General features: G+C 58.7%; 18 protein-coding genes. 4 read left to right on the plus strand and 14 right to left on the minus strand.

Annotation, left to right across the window (positions count from 1 at the left end; translation table 11 throughout):
- Positions 1-65 precede the first annotated feature (65 nt).
- The 8 genes from Q1K07_RS11325 to Q1K07_RS11360 form a co-directional block, all read right to left on the minus strand.
- Positions 66-1,511: an ATP-binding protein gene (locus Q1K07_RS11325; protein ID WP_300310854.1), complete on the minus strand. Its 1,446-nt coding sequence runs from the start codon at positions 1,509-1,511 to the stop codon at positions 66-68.
- Positions 1,511-2,236, minus strand: coding sequence for a response regulator (locus Q1K07_RS11330; protein WP_300310857.1), 726 nt, complete (start codon positions 2,234-2,236; stop codon positions 1,511-1,513). Before Q1K07_RS11330 ends, Q1K07_RS11325 begins: the two co-directional genes overlap by 1 nt.
- 114 nt (positions 2,237-2,350) lie before the next feature.
- The gene (locus Q1K07_RS11335) at positions 2,351-3,163 is read right to left on the minus strand and encodes a Cof-type HAD-IIB family hydrolase (RefSeq protein ID WP_300310859.1); all 813 of its coding nucleotides are present in this window, start codon (positions 3,161-3,163) and stop codon (positions 2,351-2,353) included.
- 140 nt (positions 3,164-3,303) lie between these two features.
- Positions 3,304-5,016 (minus strand): N-acetylglucosamine-specific PTS transporter subunit IIBC, encoded by a 1,713-nt coding sequence (gene nagE, locus Q1K07_RS11340; protein ID WP_300310861.1) that lies wholly within the window; start codon positions 5,014-5,016, stop codon positions 3,304-3,306.
- Positions 5,013-7,562 carry a phosphoenolpyruvate--protein phosphotransferase gene (gene ptsP / locus Q1K07_RS11345; RefSeq protein WP_300310862.1) on the minus strand — a complete coding sequence of 850 codons (2,550 nt, stop codon included), beginning with the start codon at positions 7,560-7,562 and terminating at the stop codon, positions 5,013-5,015. Before ptsP ends, nagE begins: the two co-directional genes overlap by 4 nt.
- Positions 7,563-7,616: 54 nt before the next feature.
- Positions 7,617-8,636, minus strand: a complete 1,020-nt coding sequence (locus Q1K07_RS11350; RefSeq protein WP_300310864.1) for an SIS domain-containing protein — start codon at positions 8,634-8,636, stop codon at positions 7,617-7,619.
- Positions 8,620-9,756 carry an N-acetylglucosamine-6-phosphate deacetylase gene (gene nagA, locus Q1K07_RS11355; protein WP_300310866.1) on the minus strand — a complete coding sequence of 379 codons (1,137 nt, stop codon included), beginning with the start codon at positions 9,754-9,756 and terminating at the stop codon, positions 8,620-8,622. Before nagA ends, Q1K07_RS11350 begins: the two co-directional genes overlap by 17 nt.
- 9 nt (positions 9,757-9,765) lie before the next feature.
- Positions 9,766-10,500 (minus strand): GntR family transcriptional regulator, encoded by a 735-nt coding sequence (locus Q1K07_RS11360; protein ID WP_300310868.1) that lies wholly within the window; start codon positions 10,498-10,500, stop codon positions 9,766-9,768.
- 355 nt (positions 10,501-10,855) lie between these two features.
- Here Q1K07_RS11360 and Q1K07_RS11365 point away from each other — a divergent pair, with 355 nt between their 5' ends.
- On the plus strand, positions 10,856-12,802 hold the full coding sequence (locus tag Q1K07_RS11365; RefSeq protein ID WP_300310870.1) for an exoribonuclease II: 1,947 nt from the start codon (positions 10,856-10,858) through the stop codon (positions 12,800-12,802).
- Between the two features lie 113 nt (positions 12,803-12,915).
- Entirely contained in the window at positions 12,916-14,211 is a 1,296-nt protein-coding gene (locus tag Q1K07_RS11370) for an amidohydrolase (protein WP_300310872.1), read from the plus strand.
- A gap of 66 nt (positions 14,212-14,277) precedes the next feature.
- Here the strand turns inward: Q1K07_RS11370 and Q1K07_RS11375 are convergent, their stop codons facing one another.
- Positions 14,278-15,684: an amidohydrolase family protein gene (locus tag Q1K07_RS11375; RefSeq protein WP_300310874.1), complete on the minus strand. Its 1,407-nt coding sequence runs from the start codon at positions 15,682-15,684 to the stop codon at positions 14,278-14,280.
- Positions 15,685-15,920: 236 nt separating this feature from the next.
- Between Q1K07_RS11375 and Q1K07_RS11380 the strand changes: the two genes are divergently transcribed.
- Together Q1K07_RS11380 and Q1K07_RS11385 are read left to right on the plus strand one after the other, a co-directional pair.
- The gene (locus Q1K07_RS11380; RefSeq protein ID WP_300310876.1) at positions 15,921-17,036 is read left to right on the plus strand and encodes a glycosyltransferase; all 1,116 of its coding nucleotides are present in this window, start codon (positions 15,921-15,923) and stop codon (positions 17,034-17,036) included.
- Complete coding sequence (locus tag Q1K07_RS11385; protein WP_300310878.1) at positions 17,029-18,132, plus strand: lysylphosphatidylglycerol synthase transmembrane domain-containing protein; 1,104 nt, start codon at positions 17,029-17,031, stop codon at positions 18,130-18,132. Before Q1K07_RS11380 ends, Q1K07_RS11385 begins: the two co-directional genes overlap by 8 nt.
- Positions 18,133-18,231: 99 nt before the next feature.
- On the opposite strand, the gene sucD is transcribed toward Q1K07_RS11385, so the two are convergent.
- The 5 genes from sucD to Q1K07_RS11410 form a co-directional block, all read right to left on the minus strand.
- Positions 18,232-19,104, minus strand: coding sequence for a succinate--CoA ligase subunit alpha (gene sucD, locus Q1K07_RS11390; protein ID WP_300310880.1), 873 nt, complete (start codon positions 19,102-19,104; stop codon positions 18,232-18,234).
- Positions 19,104-20,270, minus strand: a complete 1,167-nt coding sequence (sucC, locus tag Q1K07_RS11395) for an ADP-forming succinate--CoA ligase subunit beta (RefSeq protein WP_149284092.1) — start codon at positions 20,268-20,270, stop codon at positions 19,104-19,106. Before sucC ends, sucD begins: the two co-directional genes overlap by 1 nt.
- 250 nt (positions 20,271-20,520) lie before the next feature.
- A complete protein-coding gene (lpdA, locus tag Q1K07_RS11400; RefSeq protein WP_300310883.1) occupies positions 20,521-21,960 on the minus strand; it encodes a dihydrolipoyl dehydrogenase in 1,440 nt (479 codons plus the stop codon).
- Between the two features lie 223 nt (positions 21,961-22,183).
- Positions 22,184-23,695 carry a 2-oxoglutarate dehydrogenase complex dihydrolipoyllysine-residue succinyltransferase gene (gene odhB, locus Q1K07_RS11405; RefSeq protein ID WP_300310885.1) on the minus strand — a complete coding sequence of 504 codons (1,512 nt, stop codon included), beginning with the start codon at positions 23,693-23,695 and terminating at the stop codon, positions 22,184-22,186.
- A 42-nt stretch (positions 23,696-23,737) separates the two neighbouring features.
- Positions 23,738-26,593 (minus strand): 2-oxoglutarate dehydrogenase E1 component, encoded by a 2,856-nt coding sequence (locus tag Q1K07_RS11410; protein WP_300310887.1) that lies wholly within the window; start codon positions 26,591-26,593, stop codon positions 23,738-23,740.
- Between the last annotated feature and the right edge of the window lie 270 nt (positions 26,594-26,863).

The raw sequence follows: 26,863 nt of genomic DNA on the forward strand, positions 1-26,863 counted from the left end.
CTCTGCTGAATTCTTTTACCAAGTGTTGCAAAGGGCCTGGCACGACAAATTGGCTGCCACTCCGATTAATGTGCAAAAGGACCTGGGCGCGGCAAGCGGATGGACACTTCCAGCCCACCGCCCAGGCCGTTGGTCAGCCCCAGAGTCCCTGCGTGTGCTTGAATGATATGACGGGCGATGCTCAAGCCCAGCCCACTACCGCCTGTATGGCGACTGCGTGAAGGTTCCAGGCGTACGAATGGCTCGAAAACCCGATTCATCTGTTCCTCGGGAATGCCTGGACCATGATCATGTATCGTCAACGTCAGCACGTCCGGGCTGTCTTGCAGTGCCACTTCCGCACTCGTGCCGTAGAACACGGCATTTTCCAGCAGGTTGGCAAGTGCCCGCTTCAATGCCAGAGGCTTGATCAGCAGCGGTTCTGCCTTGCCTTTGATGCTGACCCGGCCTCCCAGCAGAGCGACTTCCGTGGAAAGGTGTTCCAGCAGAGGCCTGAGTTCACAAGGTTCAGCATGTTCATGCATATCCAACCCCTTGACCGAAGCCAGGGCACCGCGCACAAGTTGGTCCATTTCATCCAGTGACGCGGCGAAGCGTTCGCGCTGTACCGGATCATCCAGCATCTCGGCACGCAACCGCATACGGGTGATCGGAGTCTTGAGATCGTGAGAAATCGCTGAGAACAAGCGCTCACGCTCCTCCACCTGATGCTGCAGCTGTCTCTGCATGCGATTGAAGGCCGCTGCCGCCGTGGCCACTTCTTTGGGGCCGGTCTCGCGCAAGGGCAGCGCATCCAGGTCATTGCCCAGACGCTGTGCAGCCCTGGCCAGACGTCCCAAGGTGCGTGTCGCACTGCGAATCCCCAGTGCCGACAACCCAATGACCGTCACCAGCACAACCAGCAATACGAACAGTCGATCATGGGATAGCCAGAAATCATCATGGAAGATACCGGGCATCGGCATCAGGGTCGCCACATACAGCCACTGCCCTCCTCCCAGGGGCAACTGCACCACCAGGATCGGCTGATCTTGTGTGGCGCTCAACAAGGTGTGCTGCCCCCAGCGAGGAGGCATCTCGGTCAGCAGGACTTCTGTATTGAGCAAACGCAGATCATGAGGATGGGAAAACTCCACCGTCACCTGGGATACCCCAAGCTCTCGATGCAAGACTCGACGCATGGTATCGACGACCCGCTCCTTGGCCGGACCATCCCCAATATCCATGACCGGCAAGCGATGATCGTTGACGCTGACAAAGAAACGCGTGCCCCCCATGTCACGCAACTGGTCCAGGGCGACATGGCGATAGGCATGGGGCAAGGAGCGGAAGAAACGCACAGTGGAAGCCACACTGTAGGCCAGGTTCTTCGACACCTCATCCACGCGCGCGTTCTGCTCCTCACTCTCCTGGGCACTCCACCAGGCATAGCTCATCACTTGAGCCCCCAGGACACCAATGACCATGATCAACAGAAAGCGCCCGCGCAGAGTACGCGGCAGAATGCGCATCAGGCCAGCGCCTCGACCTGAGCGGCCAGCACATAGCCCGCGCCCCTCACCGTACGGATCAACTGAGAATGCTGGGCATCTTCACCCAATCGCTGACGCAAGCGACACACATGCACGTCCATGGAACGATCCAATGGCGGAGCCGGGCGCCCTCGTGTCAGTTGATACAGGTCCTCACGAGACAGGACTTGTTCCGGGCGATCCAGAAACACCTGCAGCAGTTGAAAGTCCGCGCCACTGAGAGGTAATCGTTCACCATCATGACCCATCAGCTCACGGCTTACCCTATCGAGACGCCAGTCACCAAACGCCAGCACCCGAGCCTTGTGTGGTATCAGGTTGGCGTCACGAGGCTGGCAACGACGCAGGACCGCCTTGACCCTGGCCAGCAACTCCCGGGGATCGAACGGCTTGCACAGATAATCATCAGCCCCGAATTCAAGCCCCAGAATGCGGTCAGTCTGATCATCGCTAGCCGTCAGCATGATGATGGGCAGGTCGCTCTGCTTGCGGAGATGCTGGCATACCGCGAATCCATCCTCTCCGGGCATCATCAGGTCGAGAATGACCAGAGCCGGTATTTCTTTCTCGAGTAGGCGATAAAGCGCTTGGGCATTTTCAGCAATGCGTGCCGAGTACCCATGACGACCCAGGTAATCGGCCAGCAGCTCACAAATTTCGGGATCGTCATCGACGACGACGATAGGCGCGCTAGGTGTGTTCATGGAAGTCTCTGAAAGCGCTTGGCTCAAGGCAAGATACCTTAGCCAGCGCCACGAGTTATCACGATTGCACCATGGTGGTAGAGGCTGCAGGTCTTGCGCCTGGTACCGGACCAGCTAGCTCACTGCTGACGCCAAACCAAACCGCTCACGTAGTTGTATCGCCACAGCATGCTCGGCGTGGTGGCCAATGACCCTGGCTCCTGGCACTTCCGTGGCCAGACTCGGATGAGCATTGGCCATCACATGACCTTCCCCTGCCAAGGCCAGCATTTCCATGTCATTGAGGTTGTCACCAAAGGCCAGGCAACGATCGGCAGGAATGCCAAGATCATCGAGCAATGCCGCAACCGCAGTTCCCTTATTGACACCTGCGGCCATGATCTCGAGGGAGTTGGCCATGGAATAGGTAATGTGCAGTGCCTCCCCCGCCACCTGCCTCACCGCAGACTCGAGCTCTGCTAATGCTTCGGGCTGACCGATATACAGTGCCTTGCCAATGCCTTCTGCGCTCATTTCCGGGCTGGCCTCCACGCGATAGCCAAACCCCGTAGCGTCGTGCAATGCGAGCAGCCCCGGGGCATGGTCGTCAATCACCCAGGCGTCATCGCGATAGATATTGAGACGCACACCATCCGGACGCGGCAATGCAATCAATGTCTGGGCAATTTCCGATGTCAGATAGTGCCGGCGCAGGCACAGGCCCTTAGGGTTCAATGTCCAGGCACCATTGCTGCTGATGATATGTGCATCGATACCAAGGCGGTCACGGAAAGCCAGCATGTCGAGATGATGCCGACCGGATGCCAGGGCGATATGGTGCCCTTGGCCAGCCAGCTCCCGGAGAGTGGCTATAGTGATCTCGGCCAGATCATGATCAGCACCGAGCAAGGTACCATCGAGATCGGAAACGATCAGGTGTGCATCCATGAAATGAAGAACCTCCATTACGCCCAGCCCTTGGCGGTATTGCCTGTGGCATTTGCCATGCCCAGACTACCGTGTCTCGACGCAAACGGCACGCCAAGAGGCGTGCCATTTGCATTATCGGGGCTTGTGTCCGCGTCAGTTCAGTCGCTTGCTGCCAGCCCCGCCCTTTTCAGACATCCGGCAAGTCCAGCCGCCCTGTCACCAACGATCAGGTGCCAGGTACTGTCACCAATACGCATCGCAGCGTGGCAACCAAGATGCGTCAATGCCTGCTCGTCGATATTGCCATTGCCCGCAACAGTGACACGCAGACGGGTAACGGCACAGGCTTCAAGCTCGCGTACATTACCCTGGCCGCCCAAGGCTTCTTGCCAGGCCGACAGGTCATCGGCGCTGAGCTCGAGTGCCGGAACCGCTGGTTCGTCGACCTGGTTGTCGGATGCACAGACCTCTGGAGCGGCTTGCCCCATGGCTGCCATGGCAGTGCGAATTTCATCTGCCACACTATCCGCAATCGGCCCCAGGATGACCTGAAGACCTCCGCCTGCCAGATGCAGGATACCGCGGGCTCCCAGTGCCTTCAGGGAAGCCTCGTCAATCCGCTCAGGCTCAGCCAGAACCAAGCGCAAGCGAGTCGTGCAGGCGCCCACGCTGGCCAGATTGTCAGCGCCACCCAGGGCGACGACAAAGGCCGGACCACGCTCGTCCATGGAGACTGTCGCAGCAGTACCGCCTCCGTCCACCAGCGGTTCACGCCCGGGGGTTGGCAGATTGAAGCGAACGATGGCCCAACGGAAGATAAAGTAGTAAACCGCCGCCATGGCCAGGCCCAACGGAATTGCCATCCAGCCGTTGGTCGACAGGCCATAGGACAAGGCGTAGTCGAACGCGCCTGCGGAAAAGGTGAAACCCAACTTGATATCGAGCCACTGGGAAATGGCCATGGCCACCCCCGTCATCACCGCATGGAAGGCATACAGCAACGGTGCCAGAAACATGAAGGTGAACTCGATCGGCTCGGTCACTCCCGTCAGGAAAGCGGTCAAGGCCAGAGACATCAACAGACCACCGACCTGGGCACGACGCCCCTTCTCGGCCGTGTGATACATCGCCAGGGCTGCAGCCGGGAGGCCAAACATCATCACCGGGAAGAAGCCGGTCATGAAGCCCCCGGCCGTCGGATCGCCGGCAAAGAAGCGATGCAGATCACCTGTTGCACCATCGTAGCTGCCGAACACAAACCACACGAAACTGTTGAGTACATGATGCAGCCCGGTAACGATCAACAGGCGATTGAGCGCACCGTAGACGAATTTGCCCAGGGCACCCGCATCGATCAACCAGTGGCCTAGGGTATCGATACCTTGCTGAATTGGTGGCCATCCCCAGCCAAGCGCAATCCCCAGCAAGACCCCCGCCAGACCAGTGGCAATGGGCACAAAACGACGGCCACCAAAGAACGCCAGATATTCCGGCATTCGAATGGCCTTGAAGCGATTGTAGAAAAGACCTGCGACAACCCCCATGAGGATACCGGCAAGGACACTCATGTTGATGCTCTCATCGATACTCTTGAGTACCGCATCGAGCACCAGATAACCGATGACACCCGCGAGCCCGGCCGCGCCGTTGCTGTCATTGGCTAGCCCGACGGCTACGCCAATGGCAAACACGAGCGGCAGGTTGGCGAAGATGGCATCACCTGCGCCGGCGATGAACGCAATATCCAGCAAGTCCGGCTGTCCCAGACGCAGCAACAGGCCAGCCACCGGCAACACTGCAATAGGAAGCATCAGTGAACGCCCGAGCAGCTGTAACGCGGCCATCAGGCGAGATCCAAGTGTTTTTATCATGATGGGATCCTCTCCGGGGTAACCTCAGAATTGAGCGCAGCGTCGACCAGCGGCGCCAGTTCGTGGCGTACCGCTGCGGCATCGGGCAGTGCCAGCAAACGCTCCAGCTCAGATGCAATGACCCGGCTATCCAGACGACGCACTCGTGCCTTGACCGCGGCAACACGCGACGGCTCCACTGACAGTTCATCGACGCCCATGGCCACCAGTAAGGGGCCCGCCAACGGATCACCCGCGGCAGCACCACATACCGCCACGGGACAGCGTCCTGCTGTGCCCTGCAGCGCGGCCTGGACCAAGCGCAGTATTCCCGGATGCAACACGTCGGCACGGGCGGCCAACAGAGGGTCTTCCCGATCCATGGCGAGGCCGTATTGAGTCAGGTCATTGGTGCCGATGGAAAGGAAGTCTGCCGCTCTTGACAGGCTACCTGCGCATAAGGCTGCACTAGGTACCTCGATCATGGCGCCAAGCAGTGGCAACTCGGTCAACTGCATCTCGGCGGCTGTGACTTCCATACGTTCGCGCACCCACTCCAACTCACTGGCATCCGCAATCATCGGCACCATGATGCGCAGATGGCGCAATGGCTTGACGCCCAGCAGTGCTCGCAATTGGGTATCCAGCAATTCAGGATTGCTCTGCCACAGGCGTGTACCACGGATTCCCATCGCAGGATTGGGGGCAGGAGGCAGACTGACATAAGACAGTTGCTTGTCAGCACCAATATCCAGGGTACGAATGACCAGAGGCTTGGAACCCAGAGCATCAATGGTCGCCTGATATTCAGCCAGTTGCTGAGCCTCACTTGGTGCCTGGTCACGCCCGAGGAAAAGAAACTCGCTGCGCATCAGACCAACACCATCGGCACCATTGGCATGCGCCTGACGAGCTTCCTCACTGGAGCCGATATTGGCCGCCACTTCGACAACGCGCCCATCACAGGTCACCGCTTCATGATGCGCTTGCGCTCTCTCGGCTTCCGCCTGGGCCCGGCGACTGGCAAGTGTCTTACTCACCTGCTCCAGGCGCGCGTGGTCTGGCGTGGTCTCCAGCTTGCCACTATCGGCATCCAGTACCGCGACACTTTCACACAGGTGACTGATGGCGTCGCCCATGGCTACCAGACAGGGCAGCTCTCTGGCGCGCGCCAGAATGGCCAGGTGGGATGTCACACCGCCCGCTTCCAGACACAGTCCAGCCGGATTCTGCTCACACAGTTCGACAAAAGCGGATGGCGTCAGGTCCTGAGCCAGAACAATGGCGCCCGAAGGAATATTGCCTACCAAAGACTCGGCATCTTTGATATTCGTGCAGAACTCCATCATCACATGGCGTTGCAGATCCTGGAGATCGGCCACACGCCCCGCCAGAATTTCGTTACCGCTGGTACGCAGCTTTTCCGCTTCTTCATCGAGCGCCTCTCGCCAGGCCTGCCCAGGACTCAGGCCTTGCTCCAGGCGGCTTACTGAGGCGGCAATCAGCCCCGGATCATCCAACAATGCCAGATGGGCATCGAAGACTTCTGCTTCGGCTGTCTTGCCAGCCTCTTCGGCTGCATGACGAGCCGTTTCCAGCTGTCCGCCGACCTTTTCCAGCGCGGCCATCAGTCGCGGTTTCTCGACATCGACACCCTGTCCCTTTTCGGGGACTTGCGGCAAGCACATGCTGAGTCTGGTCAACGGACCGCTGGCCAGGCCTGGGCTCGCTACCAGACCAGCCAACTCTCCATCCCTCAGCTCTGCCGCTACGGGAGTCGACGACTTCGCCACAGGGGCATGGCCTTCCGGTGTGGTCAACAGTGAGGTTGCCTGGATCAATGCCTGTTCGGCACCCTCACCTTCCACAACGAGAGTCACCTCGCTACCACATACCAGCCCCAGATTCATCAACCCACTGACACTGCTGGCACTGGAGGAACGGCCCTCTCCGTAGACCACGAGCGTAACGCCATGCTCCTTGGCAATGCCGCGTAGCCGCGCTGCCGGGCGTGCATGCAAGCCGGTTTCCAGCGCCAGCGTCAAGCGGCCCTCCTTGCGCGTCCCGGATACAGGGGCACTACTGCTGGCTTCCACTTGCGCATCGCTCAAAGTCAGCAGCGGCTCCCCCTGTGCAATCACCACACCCGGTTCTGCTTGCCCTTCCAGACACCAGCCAGCGCTATCCAGCACGACCATCGGTGTGATCAAGGAGGTGGCTTCACGGGCCAGCTTGTCGGGATCGAAGCGACACAGTGGTTGTCCAGACTCGACCTGCTGCCCCAACTTGACCAGAGCTTCTATGCCCTGCCCCTCCAGGGCCACGGTATCCAGGCCAAGATGGACCAGGACTTCTATGCCACTTGCATGACGCAAGGTAAATGCGTGCTGAGTCCTGGCACATTGAATGACTTCGCCATGACAGGGGGCGCACAAGCAATCACTTAGCGGGTCCAGGGCAATACCATCACCCAGGGCTCCCTCGGAAAAGACGGGATCCGGCACGCCCGCCAAGGGGACGACAACCCCCTTGAGCGGTGCAACCAGTGTGATTGTGGAGGATGACATGATCGGCTCCGTTACCTGGTAACAGGTAGGCTGGTTGGATTTATCGTTATTCGCTCAGAGCGTGCAGGTGACTTTCCTCAAATGACGCGGCTGGTCTGGGTCAATGCCCCGAACCTGTGCCAGGTGCGCCACCATGGGATAGAAGCTCTGGATGACCGACAACGGCTGCAGCGCTTCATGACCGGCATCGGCTAACGTGAGGTGACGTTGGGCAACGCGCTCATCCGCTGCCAGCAACACCCTGGCCCCCACGCTGCCCAACCATTCAGCCAGCTCCAGCAACCCTGCTTGTTCTGGTCCTGGCGGTGCGAACACCAGCACGGGATATCCGGGCTCGATCAATGCCATGGGGCCATGACGCACTTCCGCCCCACTGAACGGCTCGGCCTGGATGGCACAAGTTTCCTTGAACTTGAGGGCGGCCTCCTGGGCAATGGCCAGACCGGGTCCGCGTCCGATCACCATCAGACGTTCGCTGTTGCCCAGCACATCCAGCGCTGAACTCCAGTCCTGTACAGTCGCCTCGCCAAGGCGATCGGGCAGTTCCTCCAGCGCCCCCAGCAGCGTCTGGTCATCATTCCAGTAGGCCATCAGTTGCGCTGCCGCGGACAGAGTGGCCAGATAACTCTTGGTAGCTGCCACGCTGCGCTCTTCTCCGGCAAATAGCGGTATTTCAACATCACTGATCTTGCCCAAAGGAGATTCCGGCGTATTGACCAGAGCCAAGGTCAAGGCTCCTCCCTCTTTCAGAGCCTTCTGGCTAGCCACCAGGTCGGGGCTCTGGCCGGACTGGGAAATCGCTATGGCAAGTTGCCCTTCCAATTTCCAGGGGGCGTTGCTGAGCGTGGACAGGGACGGCGGTAATGAAGCAACCGGGATTCCCCGGCTCTGCATGCACAAGTAGGCCAGGTAGCTGGCGGCATGATCAGAGCTGCCTCGAGCCACGGTCATTGCGGCTCGGGGCGCTTCGGAGCGCAGACGCTCACCCAGCTCACTCAGTACTGACTGGTTACGTGCCAGTTGGCCACGCACGCGCTCTGGCGCATTCAGCGCTTCTTCAAGCATGAGAGACATAGGATTCTCCAGATACGAGACTACCGCCCACATGGACGGACAATAGATTGAGCTCAGCGTCGAACTCCACGACGTCGGCTTGTGCCCCCACACTCAGGCGACCGATATCGTGCCGCGCGAGGAAATCCGCGGGGTAGAGGGAGAGACGATGTGAGGCTTCTTCAAGCGTCAGACCCAGGCTGACGAAATTACGCAGTGCCTGGTCCATGGTCAGTGTGCTGCCTGCCAAGGTGCCATCTGCCAGCCGGACACCGCCAAGGCATTTGGTGACCGTCTGTGCACCCAGCTTGTAATCACCATCCGGCATGCCTGCTGCCGCCGTTGAATCCGTCACGGCATAGAGGCGAGGTATGCAGCGCAGGGCCGTACGAATGGCACCGGGGTGCACATGCAGCAGGTCAGGAATGAGTTCGGCATATTCGGCATGGGCCAAGGCCGCACCCACCATGCCCGGCTTACGGTGATGCAGCCCGGTCATGGCATTGAATAGATGCGCGAAGCCACAGGCGCCATGCGCCATGGCATCGACACCTTCCTCATAGCTACCGAGGGTATGACCGAGTTGAACACGCACCCCCTTCTCACTGAGGTAGCGAATCACATCGTGATGACCGGACAGCTCCGGTGCCAGGGTCACCAGTAGTATCGGTGCCAGTGCCAACAGCTCATCAAGCTCGGCAATGGTCGCCACCTGGGCCTCGGCGGGTTGTGCCCCAAGCTTGCCCGGGTTGATGTAGGGGCCTTCCAGATGTACACCGACCACTCTCGCAGCCTGTGGTTCGGGTGCTTCCATATAGTGGGCAATATCCCCGAGCACCTGGCGAATCTCTGACTGGGAAGCGGTCATGGTCGTCGCCAGCAGGCTGGTAGTGCCAAAGCGCACATGGGTGGCCGCCAAGGTGGCGACGGCATCGCCCCCTTCCATGGTGTCGGCTCCCCCGCCACCGTGGACATGCAAGTCGACGAAGCCAGGCAGGAGTCTTGGCAGGTCATTGTCGTCAGGATCCACCGGATGGCCTTCAATGGCAGCGATACGGCCATCCACCATCTTCAGTTCACCTAGTAGCCAACCCTCCGATGTCAGGATGTTGCCATGTAGCGTGGAGGAAGATTGGGACATGGAATTCTCCTAGCGCGCCAGTTCGACGCTGAAGTCGTAGTAATCGGTACGGCAGTAGGTCACCGTCAGTTCGGCCGGAGTGCCATCGGCCAGATATCCCAGACGCGTGACCTTGAGCAGCGCCTGGCCGATAGGTACCTCAGCCAACCGGGCCAGTTCCTCTCCTGCGTTCACTGCCGTTATCTGCTGCTGAGCGCGAACGATGGGCTGGCCGGCTTCTTCCAGGCAGCGGTACAACGAGGTCTCCACCACACGAGGGTCCGGCATGACGGTAATCGGCATGCAGGTTTCCTCGACCGCCATCACCACGTCATCCGCCAGGCGCAAGCGCTTGAGTCTGGCCACCTGAGCATTGGCAGGCAGGCCCAGACGCAGATTTTCCTCACTGCCCGGCTGGCACAGTTCCCGGACCAGCCACTCTGAACGTGGGGTAAACCCTCTTTGGGTCAGCATCTCGCTGAAACTGACCAAGCGGGCGAGCGACTGATTCATGCTGGGACGAATGAAGGTGCCGGACCCTCGATCACGGCGGATCAGGCCACTTTCCTCCAGCTGGTCCAGAGCGTTGCGTGCCGTGATTCGGGATACCGCCAGTGCCTCGGCCAGATTGCGTTCCGAAGGCAGGGCTTCTCCTGCCCGCCACTCCCCTGAGCGAATAGCGATTTCAAGCTGGCTGGCCAATTGGCGATATAGCGGTGTCGCCAGGGAAGCGTCGAGTTTCAGGCGTTCAAATCGTGAATCCATGCGGGCATCTCGATAGTCGTCAGGCGATGGCTGTATGAGCGTCAACTGCAAGGGCAACAGCTGTCAGGACATGATCCATTGATGGGTGAATGATCATGACCGGATCTGCATAGGACCAATATAGAACCAATGTGACATCCAGGACATACCACTTAAATACCAATTTAGTCGCATGGCCATCCAAACTTTGCCCTAGCGCACATTCATGTGCCTCAAGAGTGCTGCCCATGCGCCTAAGGGGGGTTACAGACGCGCGCAAACCGTTGATTTGGCGTAGTCGACCGGTTCAGGGTTTGGCCCCGGCTCGAACAATCCGTATAGTGGCCTCCTTACTTCTCGCCACTCGATCGTGACCATGCTGCAGAACAACGCCTTGCTGGCTCAGCTCAAGCAACAGATCCGCGAAAACACTCCACGTGTCAGCGGTGTCATCAAAGCAACGGAAAAGGGCTTCGGTTTTCTGGAAACCGATGATGGAGAGTCCTACTTCGTACCGCCCCCTGCCATGAAGCAGGTTCTGCACGGTGATCGTGTCGAAGCCGTCCTGCATGAAGATGGTGAGCGCAAGTCGGTAGAACCCGACACGTTGATCGAAACCAATATGGAGCGCTTCATCGCCCGGGTGCAGAAGCGTGATGGGCGCCTGGCCGTGGTGCCGGACCATCCGTCGATCAAGAATGTGCTCAAGGCACGCATCAAGCGTGGTATCGACGAAAACGACATCGGAAATGGTGATTGGGTCGTGGCACGTCTGGTGCGCCACCCGCTCAAGCCTGACGACCGTGCCTTCTTCACTCAGATCGATGAGCTGGTAGCCAAGGTCGATAACCCGGCAGTGCCGTGGCGCGTGACATTGGCCCGACATGCGCTGGAGCAGGAATGCCCGGATGCTGGCAGTGACTGGACGCTGCGTGATGAAGGTCTGACCCGAGAAGACCTGACAGCCGTGCCCTTTTTCACTATTGACGGCGAAAAAACCCGCGACATGGACGATGCCCTGAGCATCGAGCCCCGCGAACAGGGTGGCTGGACGCTGTCCGTGGCCATCGCTGATCCTACTGCCTACGTGGAAGAAGGCCACGCCGCCGATCTGGAAGCCCGTACCCGCGCCTTTACGGTCTACCTGCCGGGCCAGAACGTGACCATGCTGCCGGAGCAACTGGCCGATGACCTGTGCTCACTGCATCAGGACCAAGAGCGCCCGGTCCTTGCCTGCAGCCTGGAGATCAACGCCGATGGCAGCCTGGGTGGCTATCGCTTCTTTGCCGCCACCATGCGCTCGCATGCACGCTTGATCTACGATCAAGTCTCCAACTGGTTGGAAGATGAAGGCCAGAGTGAATACACCCCTGCAGACAACATTGCCGCGCAGCTCAAGCTGCTGCGCGACATGACAGAGGCGCGGAGCGCCTGGCGTGAACAGCATGCCCTGGTGTTCAAGGACCGCCCCGATTATGTCTTCGACCTGGATGAGGCCGGTAATGTGCTGGCCATCCGCACGGAAGAACGGCGCATTGCCAATCGCATGATCGAAGAGTCGATGATCGCTGCCAATGCTTGCTGTGCAGACCTGCTGGCTACCCACGTGGGGCACGGCATCTTCAATGTTCACCATGCTTTTGATAACGACAAGGCAGAAGCGGCGCAAAACTTCCTGGCAAGCCAGGAAATCGCTGTCGAGTGCGACGCGCTGACCGACCTGGCGCGTTACAAGGAACTCAAGCGTGCGTTGGAAAGCCGTGATGATGCCTGGCTCGACGCCCGTCTGCGCAAGTTCCAAGGCTTTACCAGCATGTCTGCTCAGCCAGGCCCTCACTTCGGTCTGGGTCTACCGGCTTACGCTACCTGGACGTCCCCGATCCGTAAATACGGCGACATGGTCAACCATCGCCTGATCAAGCGAGTCCTCAAAGGCGAACAGGCGCCCGCCGAAGCCAGTCAGCAGCTCACCGAGCAGTTGACCGAGCGTCGCCGCCTGAACCGCATGGCCGAACGCGATGTCAAGGACTGGCTGTACGTACGCTTCCTGGCTCCGTCTGCAGTTTCCGGCGAGGCCTTCGATGCCGAGATCATCGCCATCAATCGTGGTGGCATGCGTGTGCGCCTGACAGCCAATGGCGCCACGGCCTTCGTCCCAGCGCCGCTGATGCACGCCGATCGCGACAAGGTAGTAGTGGATGACAAGGAAGGCCGCATCCAGATCGAGGGGGAAGAACGCTTCAAGCTGGGCGACCAGATTCAGGTCGTCTTGACCGAAGCCCGCGAGGAGACCCGCTCCTTGGTGGCCCGCCCTGCTGCCTGATCCTCTCTTCTATGCTATACACACCTACGGCGCCCCATGGGGCGCCGTTTTTACGACGACCTTCTGCATGTCGATCGTACTCATCCATAGCATAGAGATAATAAGGAGTCTGGATGACATCCTCCCGCCTATGGGCCGCTATCATTGGCGCCTCCCTTGCACCTTCCTTTGCCTTTGCGCAATCATCGCCGGTCTCCATCGACAACACCCTCGCAGCCAAGGTCATAGAATGGCGACGCGATATTCATCAGCACCCAGAGTTGGGTAATCAGGAAACCCGTACCGCAGGCCTGGTGGCCGATCACCTGAAGTCACTGGGCATGGAAGTCAGGACAGGTATTGCTGTGACCGGCGTGGTCGGCTTCCTTGAAGGTGGCAAGCCAGGCCCTACCATTGCACTGCGTGCTGACATGGATGCACTGCCCGTCACGGAACAGGTCGACCTGCCTTTCAAGTCAGAAGCCACTGCCAGGCTTGATGGCAAGGAAGTCGGCGTGATGCACGCCTGCGGCCATGATGGCCACGTCGCCATGCTGATGGGCGCTGCCGAGCAGCTTGCTGCCATGCGCGATGAGTTACACGGTAATATCCTGTTCATCTTCCAGCCTGCTGAAGAAGGCATGTCCAATGTAGACAGTTGGGGGGCCAAACAGATGCTGGACGAAGGCATCTTCGATGACTATGCCCCGGAAGCCATCTTCGGCATTCATCTCGGAACCAACTTGCATACCGGCACAGTCGCCTACCGCAGCGGTCCAATACTTGCCTCTTCAGATAGCTTCGAAATTCGGGTCAAAGGACGGCAGACCCACGGTGGTCTGCCCTGGAATGGCATCGACCCTATCGTGACAGCATCCCAGATCGTGACCAATTCACAATCCATTGTCTCCCGCCAGGTCGATCTGAGCAGTGCGCCCGCCGTGATTTCCTATGGCATCATCGATGGCGGCCTGCGCCAGAACATTATTCCGGATGAAGTCAGGATGGAAGGGACCATCCGAAATTTCGACATGGACATTCGCAGCCAGGTACTGGAAAGTCTGACACGTGTGGCCGAGTCCACTGCCCAGGCTCAGGGGGCCGAGGCTGAAGTCCACATTCATGAGGGCTATCCCGTGACTGTCAACGATCCACAGCTAACCGAGAAGATGCTGACCGTACTTCGCGAGGTTGTCGGTGATGACAAGGTCATCGAAACCGCTCTACGCATGCCGTCAGAGGACTTTTCCTACTATGCCCAGGAAGTCCCTGGAATGTTCGTGATGCTCGGAGCCACACCTGCGGATACGCCTCTCAGTGAAGCAGCACCGAATCATTCTCCTCACTTCAACATTGATGAAGAGGCATTGGAAACCGGCACCAATCTGCTGGTCAATTGGGCAATGCGCTATTCCGAGAGCGAAACCTAGCCACGAATTACAAAAAAACAAGCGCCCTCAAGGGGCGCTTGTGTCGGTGAACTGGCGCTCAGTGCGTCACGCTTTCCAGACTTCCCCTGCCACCAACCGGCCATCATGGAACGTCGCCTGGCGGGGCGAGACCCTCGCTACCTGTTCAGCAGAGCAACTGGCATCGGTCAGCACGAAGCGGGCATCATTACCCACGGCCGGCCACTGACGTTGCCCATGCTCATCCAGAGGCAGTATGTCTCCGGTGGCAATCGCCAGCGAACGCGATAGTGCAAACTCATCTATGGCGCCATACAACTGAGCAAAGAGGTTGGCCTTGGTCATGACGTCGCCCGTACCGAAGGGGGACCAATGGTCGATCACACTGTCGGTGCCGGTCATCACTTTGACACCCTTGGCATACAGCGCCGGCAGTGGCATGACCAGTTCACCGATCGGCACTGTGGAGGCAATGCTGATCTGCTGCTGGGCAAAGCGGGTCGCAAGCTCGTCAACCGCTGCTGCATCCAAAGTGCCAAGGGCAAAGGCATGACTGAGCGTCAGCTTGCCATGCAGCTCAGGCGTCGCCTCAACCGTGTCCGTCATGTAGCGGATCGCAGCAGCCCCCGAGGGCCCCGTCTCATGAAGATGGATATCGACCTTGGCATCATAGTCGATGGCGATCTGGAACATCGCATCCAGTGAGGCCTCCATGTTTCCATCCACATTGGTAGGATCCAGGCCTCCAACGTACTGAACGCCCATCTGCATGGCCTCGCGCATCAAGCCATCGACATTGGAACGCAGTAAGCCGTGCTGTGGAAAGGCCACGATCTCGCAAGAGAAACTGTCACGATGGTTGTCCAGGGCCTTTTGCAAATGTTCCAGGCTTTTCAATCCGCTGACCGGATCGATATTGCAGTGACTTCTGGCCTGAGTACTGCCGTGGGCCTGGAGCAGTGCAATCAATGCCTCGGCCCGCTGCTGCGATGTCGGTAGCAGTTCAGGCAACAGCTGCTGTTCCAGTGCGATCATGTCCGCAATGTTTTTGCCCTGGCGTGAGCGAGGAGCCCGCCATGGCCCGCCATAGAATGTCTTGTCCAGATGAATGTGCATGTCACGGGTTGCCGGCAGGGCCAGACGGCCTTGGGCACTGTAGCGCGGCAAACTGGCATCCAGGGGGGCACCGGCAGGGAGAATACTGGCGATCTTGCCATCCTTGAGTTCAAGAGTGTACAAGACTGTCCGAGTGCCTATGACGGTATCGCCGTCATATTCGAACCCCTCCTCTAGCCGGACATCTCCCAGATAGTAATGGCGGTCGGCAATCACCTTCTGGCGCTCATCGCTGCCCTCTCCCTGCTGGCCAGAGATATCGCCCGCCTGAACGCTTCCGTTCCCTGCTCCCACCAGAGCGCATGCTGCCGTCAGCTTACCGGTCGTATTGAGAAAATCTCGCCGGCTTACCTTGCCTCTTTCATTCCTTTCGCTCATGTCACTCACTCGCGCATCCTTCCTGTCTTGTCATTGTTCCAGGCATGCAACTCCACCTAACTCCTTGTCAAAACTAAGGAATCATTAACAGCACTGCCAAGGATATTTTCGAATGCCTGGCATTTGATTTGTTAATACCGCAAACCGGACATGCACCATGCTCCGGGCTGTCGCAAAACTGTCGTATCAACGCCATAGGCTGGGAGGCATCTTCAAGGCGGGTTCAGGAGGAACCTATGCACATTGCTGACGTGACCATGTTCCATGCTCCCGCCAGTGGCGGGGTCAGAACCTACCTTCAGGCCAAGCACCGTATATTCAACCGCGACGCGGATCTGCGCACCAGCCTCCTGGTTCCTGGCGCAGAACACGACAGCCTGGGCGACCACCACTACCTGCCGGCCATGAAACTACCGCTGGGTCAGAGCTATCGCTTTCCCTTGCGTACCCGCCCTTGGCGTGATGCCCTTGTGGACCTGGCTCCCGACCTGATCGAAGCCGGGGACCCTTATGTCACTGCCTGGGCAGCCCTGAATGCAGGCAGGCACCTGGGGGTACCGGTGGTGGGCTTTTACCACTCCGATCTACCACGCTTGATGGGAGATCGCTTTGGCAATACCGTGCGTCGCCGCCTGGAGCGCTATGTGGTCAACCTTTACTCGCGCTTCGACAGCGTCCTGGCGCCCAGCCAATCCATGGCCGATCGTCTCTATTCCCTGGGCCTGGAGCGCGTTAGAGTCCAGCCATTGGGTGTCGACCTGGACACTTTCCACCCCTGCAAGCGCCATCCAGAGCTGCGCCAGCGGCTGGGTCTGGACGATCATTCCCGGCTGTTGATCTTCGTCGGACGCTATTCTCGAGAAAAGAACATCGACGTGCTGCTGGCCACCATGGAGCGATTGGGCTCTCCGTATCACATGCTATTGATGGGACCCGGCATGCCCCAAAAGGTGCCGAGCAATGTCACTGTGGTCGACCGCTGCGTCGGTACTCACGAGGTTGCTCGTGCCCTGGCCAGCAGTGATGCGATGTTGCATGCAGGGACTCGAGAAACATTTGGCCTGGTCGCTCAGGAGGCCATGGCTTCTGGCATTCCCGTGATTGGCGCCAGGGCGGGAGCATTGATCGAGAACATCCCGCTCGGTGCCGGTATTCTTTGCACCCCTCTCGATCCACGAGCCATGGCAGATGCCACCGAAGCACTGTTCGCCAACGATGCCGCAGCCAGTGGACGCTACGCCCGTCGTTATGTGGAACGACACTTCGATTGGGACAATGTCATGAGCAAGCTGCTCAATCACTATGAAGAACTCATTGATATAGGGCACGGGACCCGGCGCCGCTATGGCTGAAAGTCTTGCTATTTTTCCCAGGTCAGCCCATCGGTACTACCTGCACGGCACGCTTCTCACCCTTGCCCTGCTCGTGACGCTGATCGTACCTTGGTGGCTGGGAGGTCAAGGCACTTTCCTGGCGATTGCGGCATTTCCACTGCCCATCTTCGCTCTGATGACTGTCTTGGCCGTGGTGTGCTGGAACATCAATGCGGCTCGTCTGCGCCTGATGCTGGCTGGCCGCGCAGGACGTCTGGGGCAAGCTGGAGCCTTGTCCATTGAAATGGCCAGCAAGTTCGCCATCTGTGCTACCCCAGGGGGTGCGGGAGGCCCGCCCACCTTTCTCGCCTTGTTGACCAGGCGCGGCTATTCCCCCTCCCAGGGAGCAGCTATCTATCTGGTTGACCAGAGCTGCGACATGCTGTTCTTCACGCTCATGCTCAGCATCATTGTCACCATGACCCTGACCACCGCCACAGACTGGCCATATCAGGCGCTGGTCGAGTCAGCCTTGCTGGGCCTGATAATGACCATCCTGCTCCTCTGTCTGTCGCTGTATTTTCTGCCCAGGCTACTGCGTGCTCGCCCACTGTCGGTGCCACTTCTTGGCCACAGACACTGGTTCAAGGCATCACGACGCCGCTGGCTGGCCCGCAGGTTACTTCGCTGTCGGCGCGCGGCCATCATGACTTTGCAGCTACCTCCCGCTAAACTGGTGGCCATCTTCGCGTTATGCAGCCTCCACTGGGTACTGCGCTACAGCCTGCTTTTCCTGGCTGTCGTCGGCGTCAGCAGTATCACAGCCAATAGTGACAATGCCCTTGGAGGGATGAGTGATGGCATGGCCACCTGGGCATGGTGCTTCCTCACTCAGATGTTGTCCATGGCCACTGGGCAGTTCAGTATGCTGCCTGGCGGCGCCGGTGCTGCCGAAGTGAGTGTCGGCGCCCTGTTGCTGCCGTTGATGGATCGAGAACAGGCCGCTGCGGCCGTCGTTGTCTGGCGCCTGGTCAGTTATCACCTTTACCTGCTTGCCGGAGCGCCTTTCTTCATGACTCATGCCCTGCGCTGGCTCAAGGGGCGCAAAGTGCGATCCAAGCTCACTGCGAACTGACCAGAAGGACCCCGATGGCGATATCGGTTCAGCGGAAACACAAAAGGCCACCCGAAGGTGGCCTTTTGCATGACACGATACTGCCAGGACGAAACGGGCTTACCAGCCGGTCACGTCCTTCAGTGCTTCACCGATCTCGGCGAGAGAACGCACAGTGCGCACACCGGCATCTTCCAGAGCAGCGAACTTCTCATCCGCAGTACCCTTGCCGCCAGAGATGATGGCACCAGCGTGGCCCATACGCTTGCCGGGAGGCGCAGTGACACCAGCGATGTAAGACACCACCGGCTTGGACACGTTGGCCTTGATGTAGGCTGCAGCCTCTTCCTCGGCAGTACCGCCGATCTCACCGATCATGACGATGGCTTCGGTCTGCGGATCCTTCTCGAACATCTCGAGGATGTCGATGAAGTTGGAACCGGGGATGGGGTCACCACCGATACCTACGCAGGTGGACTGGCCGAAACCGTAATCAGTGGTCTGCTTGACGGCTTCATAGGTCAGGGTACCGGAACGAGATACGATACCGACCTTGCCCGGCTTGTGGATATGGCCAGGCATGATGCCGATCTTGCTCTCGCCCGGAGTGATGACACCGGGGCAGTTCGGGCCGATCAGACGTACACCCAGCTCATCACACTTGACCTTGACGTCGAGCATGTCGAGCGTCGGGATACCTTCAGTGATGCACACGATCAGCTTGATGCCTGCATTGGCGGCTTCCAGGATGGAGTCCTTGCAGAACGGAGCTGGCACGTAGATCACGCTGGCTTCGGCGCCAGTCTGCTCAACCGCTTCCTTGACGGTGTTGAACACCGGCAGGCCCAGGTGAGTCTGGCCACCCTTGCCTGGCGTCACACCACCGACCATCTGAGTACCATAGGCAATGGCCTGTTCAGAATGGAAGGTACCTTGGCCGCCAGTGAAACCCTGGCAGATAACCTTGGTGTTCTTGTCGATCAGGATGCTCATTACTTGCCCTCCGCTGCTTTAACTACCTGCTGAGCGGCATCGGTGAGGCTCTGGGCAGCGATGATGTTCAGACCACTGGAAGCCAGTTTCTCGGCACCCAGCTCGGCATTGGTACCTTCCAGACGCACCACGACCGGCACATTGACACCGACCTGCTCGACGGCACCGATGATGCCTTCGGCAATCATGTCACAGCGCACGATACCGCCGAAGATGTTGACCAGGACAGCCTGGACATTGTCGTCGGAGAGAATCAGCTTGAAGGCTTCAGCCACACGCTCCTTGGTGGCGCCACCGCCCACATCAAGGAAGTTGGCCGGCTTGCCGCCGTGCAGGTTGACGATGTCCATGGTGCCCATGGCCAGACCAGCACCATTGACCATGCAGCCGATGTTGCCGTCCAGAGCAACATAGTTCAGCTCCCAGCGGGCAGCTTCGGCTTCACGCTCGTCTTCCTGGGACGGGTCACGCATTTCCTGCAGATCCGGATGACGGTGCAGAGCGTTGCTGTCCAGGTTGATCTTGGCGTCGAGGCAGTGCAGGTTGCCTTCGTCGGTGATCACCAGCGGGTTGATCTCGAGCAGTGCCAGGTCCTTGTCATGGAACATCTTTGACAGACCCAGGAAGATCTTGGTGAACTGCTTGACCTGAACGCCTTCGAGGCCCAGAGCAAAGGCCAGCTCACGGGCCTGGTACGGCTGGGCACCGACCAGCGGGTCAATCTCGGCCTTGAGGATCTTCTCGGGAGTCTCTTCAGCGACCTTCTCGATCTCGACACCACCTTCGGTGGAAGCCATGAAGACCACACGGCGTGTGGAGCGATCGACTACGGCACCCAGATACAGCTCATTGGCAATATCAGTGCAGTTCTCGACCAGGATCTTGGCAACCGGCTGACCATTCTCATCCGTCTGATAGGTCACCAGGTTCTTGCCCAGCCACTGCTCAGCAAAGGCCTTGGCCTCTTCCGGGCTCTTGATCAGCTTGACGCCACCAGCCTTGCCGCGGCCACCAGCGTGGACCTGAGCCTTGACCACCCACATGTCGCCACCGATCTTGCGACAGGCCTCAGCGGCCTCTTCAGGGGTGTCGACGGCGAAGCCCTTGGAAACGGGCAGACCATAATCGGCAAACAGCTGCTTACCTTGATACTCGTGAAGGTTCATCGATTCATGCCATTGGTTGCATGTGACTCGAACGGCAACATGCTGCATTCATGAGAATGTCATTTCATGTCGCCACCGACCGCCTCCGATACATAGCCAGAGGCGATACGCCAGACCTGCTAAACAAGCTTCTGAATATCACTGAAGCTTGTTTAGCCTTGATGCCTGACGCTTGTTGTCTCGGGAAGGACCGATCCGAGACGGCGAGAGAACCTCACCACATCGATACCACCTTCCCAGAACTGGCGCGTTACTTGCGCTTCTTGCGATCAGCCATGTGGATGGCATGACCGTCCACTGCCAGGGCTGCTTCATGCACCGCTTCCGACATGGTCGGGTGAGCGAAGCAGGTCAGCGCCAGGTCTTCGGCACTGGAGCCGAATTCCATGGCAATGACGCCCTGAGCAATCATCTCGCCAGCTCCCATGCCGAGAATATGCAGACCGAGTACACGGTCAGTCTCTTCATCGGCAATGATCTTGGCCATACCTTCGGTGGCATTGTTGGCCATTGCACGACCGTTGGCAGCGAACGGGAAGCTACCGGTCTTGACCTTGATGCCACGGGCCTTGGCTTCCTGCTCGGACAGGCCAACCCAGGCGACTTCAGGGAAGGTGTAGATAACGCTCGGGATGGTGTCGTAATTCATCTGGGCCTTATGGCCGGCGATGATGTCCGCCACCATGACACCTTCCTCGGATGCCTTGTGGGCCAGCATGGGGCCGCGTACACAGTCACCGATGGCATATACGCCCGGTACGCTGGTACGGCACTGATCATCGACATGGATGAAGCCACGCTGGTCGAGCTCGATGCCCAGACCATCAGCAACAACGCCCTTGGTGTAGGGACGACGGCCCACACACACGATCAGCTTGTCGAAGGTGATTTCCTGCGCACCTTCACCGTCCTCGTACTTGACGACGACTTCGTTACCCTTGACCTCAGAACCGGTCACTCGGGCGTTAAGACGGATATCCAGCCCTTGCTTCTTGAGCAGTTTCTGGGCTTCCTTTGCGATGGCAGCATCCGCCATCGGCAGGAATGCATCCAGCGCCTCGAGTACGACGACTTCGCTGCCCAGGCGGTTCCAAACACTGCCCAGCTCCAGACCGATGACACCGGCCCCGATCACGCCAAGACGCTTCGGCACTTCCTGGAATTCCAGCGCACCGGTAGAGTCGACGATAATGCCGTCGGTCATCGGGGTCGGCGGAATTTCAACCGGAACAGAGCCTGCAGCGATGACGATATGGCTGGCTTCATAGGTGGTGGCGTTGCCATCAAGGCCAGTCACTTCCACCTTATCCTTGGCCACCACCTTGCCGGTACCATCGATGGCTGTCACGCCATTGGCCTTGAACAGGCCCGAGATGCCACCTGTCAGGTTCTTGACGATCTGTTCCTTGCGGCCGATCATCTTGGAGACGTCCATACTGACGTCACCCGTCTGAATGCCCAGGCTATCAAACTCATGCTTGGCTTCGACGTACTTGTGAGACGCTTCGAGCAGCGCCTTGGACGGAATACAGCCGACGTTCAGGCAGGTACCGCCGTGAACAACCTTGCCTTCCTTTCCAATCCATTTCTCGACACAGGCGGTCTTCAGACCCAGCTGGGCAGCGCGAATAGCGGCCACGTATCCACCGGGGCCTGCACCAATAACGATCACATCAAACTTGTCGGCCATTTTGGCTCCTGTATGTATTCAGCTGTCTGCAACGCTTCCTTGGGGAAACACTGCATAAGGACCTGAGCGTGCAGACCATCAGGTCAACACCATCACGGCGTACTGAATGCCTTGCATCTTGTGGCCATGTCGCTCGGTCGATTTATTCAGCGTTTCCTCGAGAGACTGCCTGAACACCTTCTGACTGCATGGGGCTTCAGGTCAGTCTCAATCGATGCGGGGATCAGATTTCCAGCAACAGACGCGCCGGATCCTCAAGCAGCTCCTTGATAGTCACCAGGAACTGGACTGCGTCCTTACCATCGATCATTCGGTGATCGTAGGACAGTGCCAGATACATCATCGGACGGATCTCGACTTTGCCGTTCACCGCCATCGGGCGCTCCTGAATCTTGTGCATGCCCAAGATAGCGGTCTGCGGCGGGTTCAGGATCGGAGTGGACATCAGAGAACCGAAGATGCCTCCGTTAGTGATGGTAAAGGTACCACCCTGCATCTCATCGATGCCCAGCTTGCCAGCGCGAGCACGCTGACCGAAGTCGACAATGCCCTTCTCGACATCAGCGATCTTCATGCTGTCAGTATCACGCAGTACCGGTACCACCAGGCCACGCTCAGTGGAGACGGCAACGCCGATATCCTGATAGCCGTGATAGACGATATCACTGCCGTCGATAGAGGCATTGACGTCCGGGAAGCGCTTGAGTGCTTCGGAAGCCGCCTTGACGAAGAAGCCCATGAAGCCAAGCTTGACATCATGCGCTTTCAGGAAGGTGTCCTTGTACTGCTTGCGCAATTCCATCACGGCGCCCATGTCCACCTCGTTGTAGGTGGTGAGCATGGCAGCAGTCTGCTGAGCCTGGACCAGACGCTTGGCGATGGTCTGACGCAGACGGCTCATCGGCACACGCTTCTCAGGACGCTCTCCTTCCACCACCGGAGCAGCAGCGGCAGCCGGAGCGGCAGCTTTCTTGGCAGAGCCGGACTTGACGGCCTTGAGCACGTCTTCCTTGAGCACGCGACCATCCTTGCCTGTACCGTTGATGGCAGCAACGTCGAGGCCATGTTCGGCGATCAGCTTGCGAGCGGCAGGCGCCACGATCTTGTCACCCACCTGCTCGAAGACTTCCTCTTCAGCTGTTTCCGCTGCTGGCTCTGCAGCCGCCGCCGCGCCACCTGCACCTGCCTGGAAGACGGCCAGCAAGGCTTCGGAAGCCACCTGAGAGCCCTCTTCCGTCTTGATTTCCACCAGAGCGCCGTCTGCCGGAGCAACAACTTCGAGCACGACTTTATCGGTCTCGATATCGGCCAGCACCTCATCACGCTTGACCGGCTCACCTACCTGCTTGTGCCAAGCAGCAACGGTGCCTTCCTGGATGGACTCAGGGAAGGTCGGCGCCTTGACTTCGAACTTCTCGCCACCGGCATCCGCTGCGGCAGGAGCCGCTGCAGGTGCAGACGCTTCAGCCTGAGGAGCCTCAGACTTAGGTGCAGCAGCTCCTTCACCAATACGCCCCAGTATCTGCTCGGAAGCAACGGTATCGCCTTCCGCCACCAGGGACTCGGACAGAGTGCCCGCTTCTGGAGCCAGAACTTCCAGCACGACCTTGTCGGTCTCGATCTCGACGATCAGCTCGTCACGCTCCACGCTGTCGCCAGGCTGCTTGTGCCACGCAGCAACGGTACCTTCGGCAACGGATTCCGGAAAGGTTGGTGCCTTGATCTCGGTAGCCATGTGATTTCCTTAGTCTCTCTTCTCTCGTTCCGGGTCGTTGCCTTAAAGGTTGAAGGCGTCTTCGACCAACTGGCGCTGCTGTTCGATGTGGACGGACATGTAGCCTGCTGCAGGTGCAGCGGATGCTGGGCGTCCGGCAAACTTGAGTGTGGCTCCGAAACCCGCCTTGAGCTCTTCCGCCACGCTACGCAGATTATGCTGCATGGAGTACCAGGCCCCCTGGTTGAGCGGCTCTTCCTGGCACCAGACGATATCGGTGGTATTGGTATACTGAGAAATCGTCTCGAACAGCTCTTCTTTCGGGAACGGATAGAGTTGCTCAACCCGAATGATTGCCACATCATCGAGCAGGTTTTCCTCACGCCAGTTGTCCAGGTCATAGTAAACCTTGCCTGAACACATGATGACGCGCTTGACCTGACTGGCATCTCGCTTGCCTTGATCCGGAAGCACCATCTGGAAGCTGCCATGAGCCAGCTCTTCGAGACTGGATACCGCTTCCTTATGACGCAACAGGCTCTTCGGTGACATGATCACCAACGGCTTGCGAAGCGGACGAATCACCTGGCGCCGCAACAAGTGGAAGATCTGAGCCGGAGTAGTCGGTACACAGACCTGCATATTGTACTCGGCGCACAATTGCAGGAAGCGTTCCAGACGTGCTGATGAGTGCTCAGGCCCCTGCCCCTCGAAACCGTGCGGCAACAGCATGGTCAGTCCACACAGTCGGCCCCATTTGGTTTCCCCGGAAGAGATGAACTGGTCAACCACCACCTGGGCGCCATTGAAGAAGTCACCGAACTGGGCTTCCCAGATCACCAGCGCATTAGGCATGGTGGTGGCATAGCCGTATTCAAAGGCCAGCACCGCTTCTTCCGAAAGGAAGGAGTCATGGATGGTGAAGTCTGGTTGCCCCGGTGCCAGATGCTGCAGCGGAACATGCAGAGAAGCGTCCTTCTGGTTATGCAATACCGCATGACGGTGGGAGAAGGTACCGCGCCCCACATCCTGTCCGGTCAAGCGGATAGGATGTCCCTGATCCAGCAGAGTGGCGTAAGCAAGGGTCTCGGCAAAGCCCCAGTTCAGCGCCAGACCGCCGCCTTGCATCTTGCGTCGATCTTCATAGATCTTGGCGACCTGACGCTGAACGGCAAAGCCCTCCGGAACCTCGCACATCTTGGCAGCAAGCTGCTGCAGACGCTTGAGATCAAAGGAGGTATCTGCATAACCGGTCCATTCATGGCCCAGATATGGCTTCCAGTCGACGAACAGGGAAGTGTTCGGTTCCTGTACCAAGGCATTGGCCACATGGTTGCCAGCGACCAGGTCGTCACGGTACTTCTCGACCAACGCCTTGGCTTCATCTTCGCTGACCACGCCTTCCTGAACCAGACGCGTGGCATAGATGGCGCGGGAAGACGGATGATCCTTGATCTTCTGGTACATCAACGGCTGTGTACCAGACGGCTCATCGGCCTCATTGTGACCACGACGACGATAGCAGACCAGGTCAATTACCACGTCCTTGCTGAACTGCTGGCGATAATCCAGTGCTACCTGAGTGACGTGAAGCACAGCGTCAGGGTCATCACCATTGACGTGGAAGATCGGCGCCTGAACCATCTTGGCAATGTCGGTGCAATACTCAGTGGAGCGTGCATCGAGCGGGTTCGACGTGGTGAAGCCAACCTGGTTGTTGATGACGATGTGGACAGTGCCGCCTGTCTTGTAGGCACGGGTCTGAGACATCTGGAATGTCTCCATGACCACGCCCTGGCCAGCAAAGGCCGCGTCACCATGGACATTGATCGGCAGAACCTTGCCGCCATCACCATCATTACGGCGATCCTGGCGGGCGCGCACGGAGCCTTCGACGACCGGAGCCACGATTTCGAGATGCGATGGGTTGAACGACATGGCCAGGTGGACTTCCCCGCCCGGTGTCATGACGTTCGAGCTGAAGCCCTGATGGTATTTGACGTCACCAGATCCACGCTCGATCAACTTCTTGCCGTCGAATTCATCGATCAATTCGGACGGGTTCTTACCGAGAATATTGACCAGCACGTTGAGGCGGCCACGGTGGGCCATGCCAATGACGACTTCCTTGGTACCATAGCTACCAGCGCGCTGGATCAGCTCGTCCATCATCGGAATGAAGGACTCACCGCCCTCAAGGCCAAAGCGCTTGGTGCCCGGATACTTGGAGGCCAGATAGCTCTCCAGCCCCTCGGCGGCAGTCAGGCGTTCCAGAACATGCTTGCGCATACCCTCGGTATAGGGCGGCTTCGAACGCACCGACTCAAAACGCTGCTGCAGCCAACGTTTTTCTTCGGTATCGACGATATGCATGAACTCACAACCAATGGAACGGCAGTAAGTCTGCTCCAGAGCGTCGACGATCACTCGCAGCGGAGCCTGATCCTGGCCCAGGAAGAATGAGCCTGTCTGGAATTCAGTATCCAGGTCGGCCTTGGACAGCTGATGGAAAGCCAGATCCAGATCAGGAACCGAACTCGGGTCACGCAGGCCCAGCGGATCGATATTGGCATGCTGGTGACCGCGGAAGCGGTAAGCATTGATCAGCTGGAGAACGCGAACCTGTTTACGGCTGTCTTCGCTGTCGGAACTCGGAGCGGTGGCATAGGCGGCACGGTGCTGTTGCTTGCCTAGCTGATAGAACTGCTCGCGAATCGGCGTGAGGGGGATATCGTGGGACGTTGCGCTACCGGAACCCTGTCCATCGGGGTTAGGCAGCTGGTCGAAGTAGTCGCGCCATTCTTGGGGAACGGCAGCGGGGTCGTCGAGGTACTGCTCGTAGAGCGCTTCCACGTAGTGGACGTTACTGCCCGTTACGTGAGAGGAGCGCCACATCAACTCCATTATGCCTTCTTGCATCTCTCGGTCACCCTGCACTGATGGGGTGGTATTGGGCTCAGCACCTTGGCCTGCCTCGGGAGTAACGCCAGGCAGAAAGTATTCTGCCTGTTTGTCACCCCTTGGCACCGACCTATGCCGAGCGCCCTGTGGTTCTGCTACTGACAACAGTGTCAGCCAGCCATGACTTGCTCCATGTTCAAAAGCCGGTGCCCAAGGCACCGGCTTTCGACACTTCTGCCGAAGCGAAGTTCTTCGCAGCCCTGACGCGACAGATTGTCGCGCCCAGGA

Origin of the sequence: Halomonas sp. (assembly GCF_029263665.1) — a bacterium.
Classification (GTDB): Bacteria; Pseudomonadota; Gammaproteobacteria; order Pseudomonadales; family Halomonadaceae; genus Halomonas.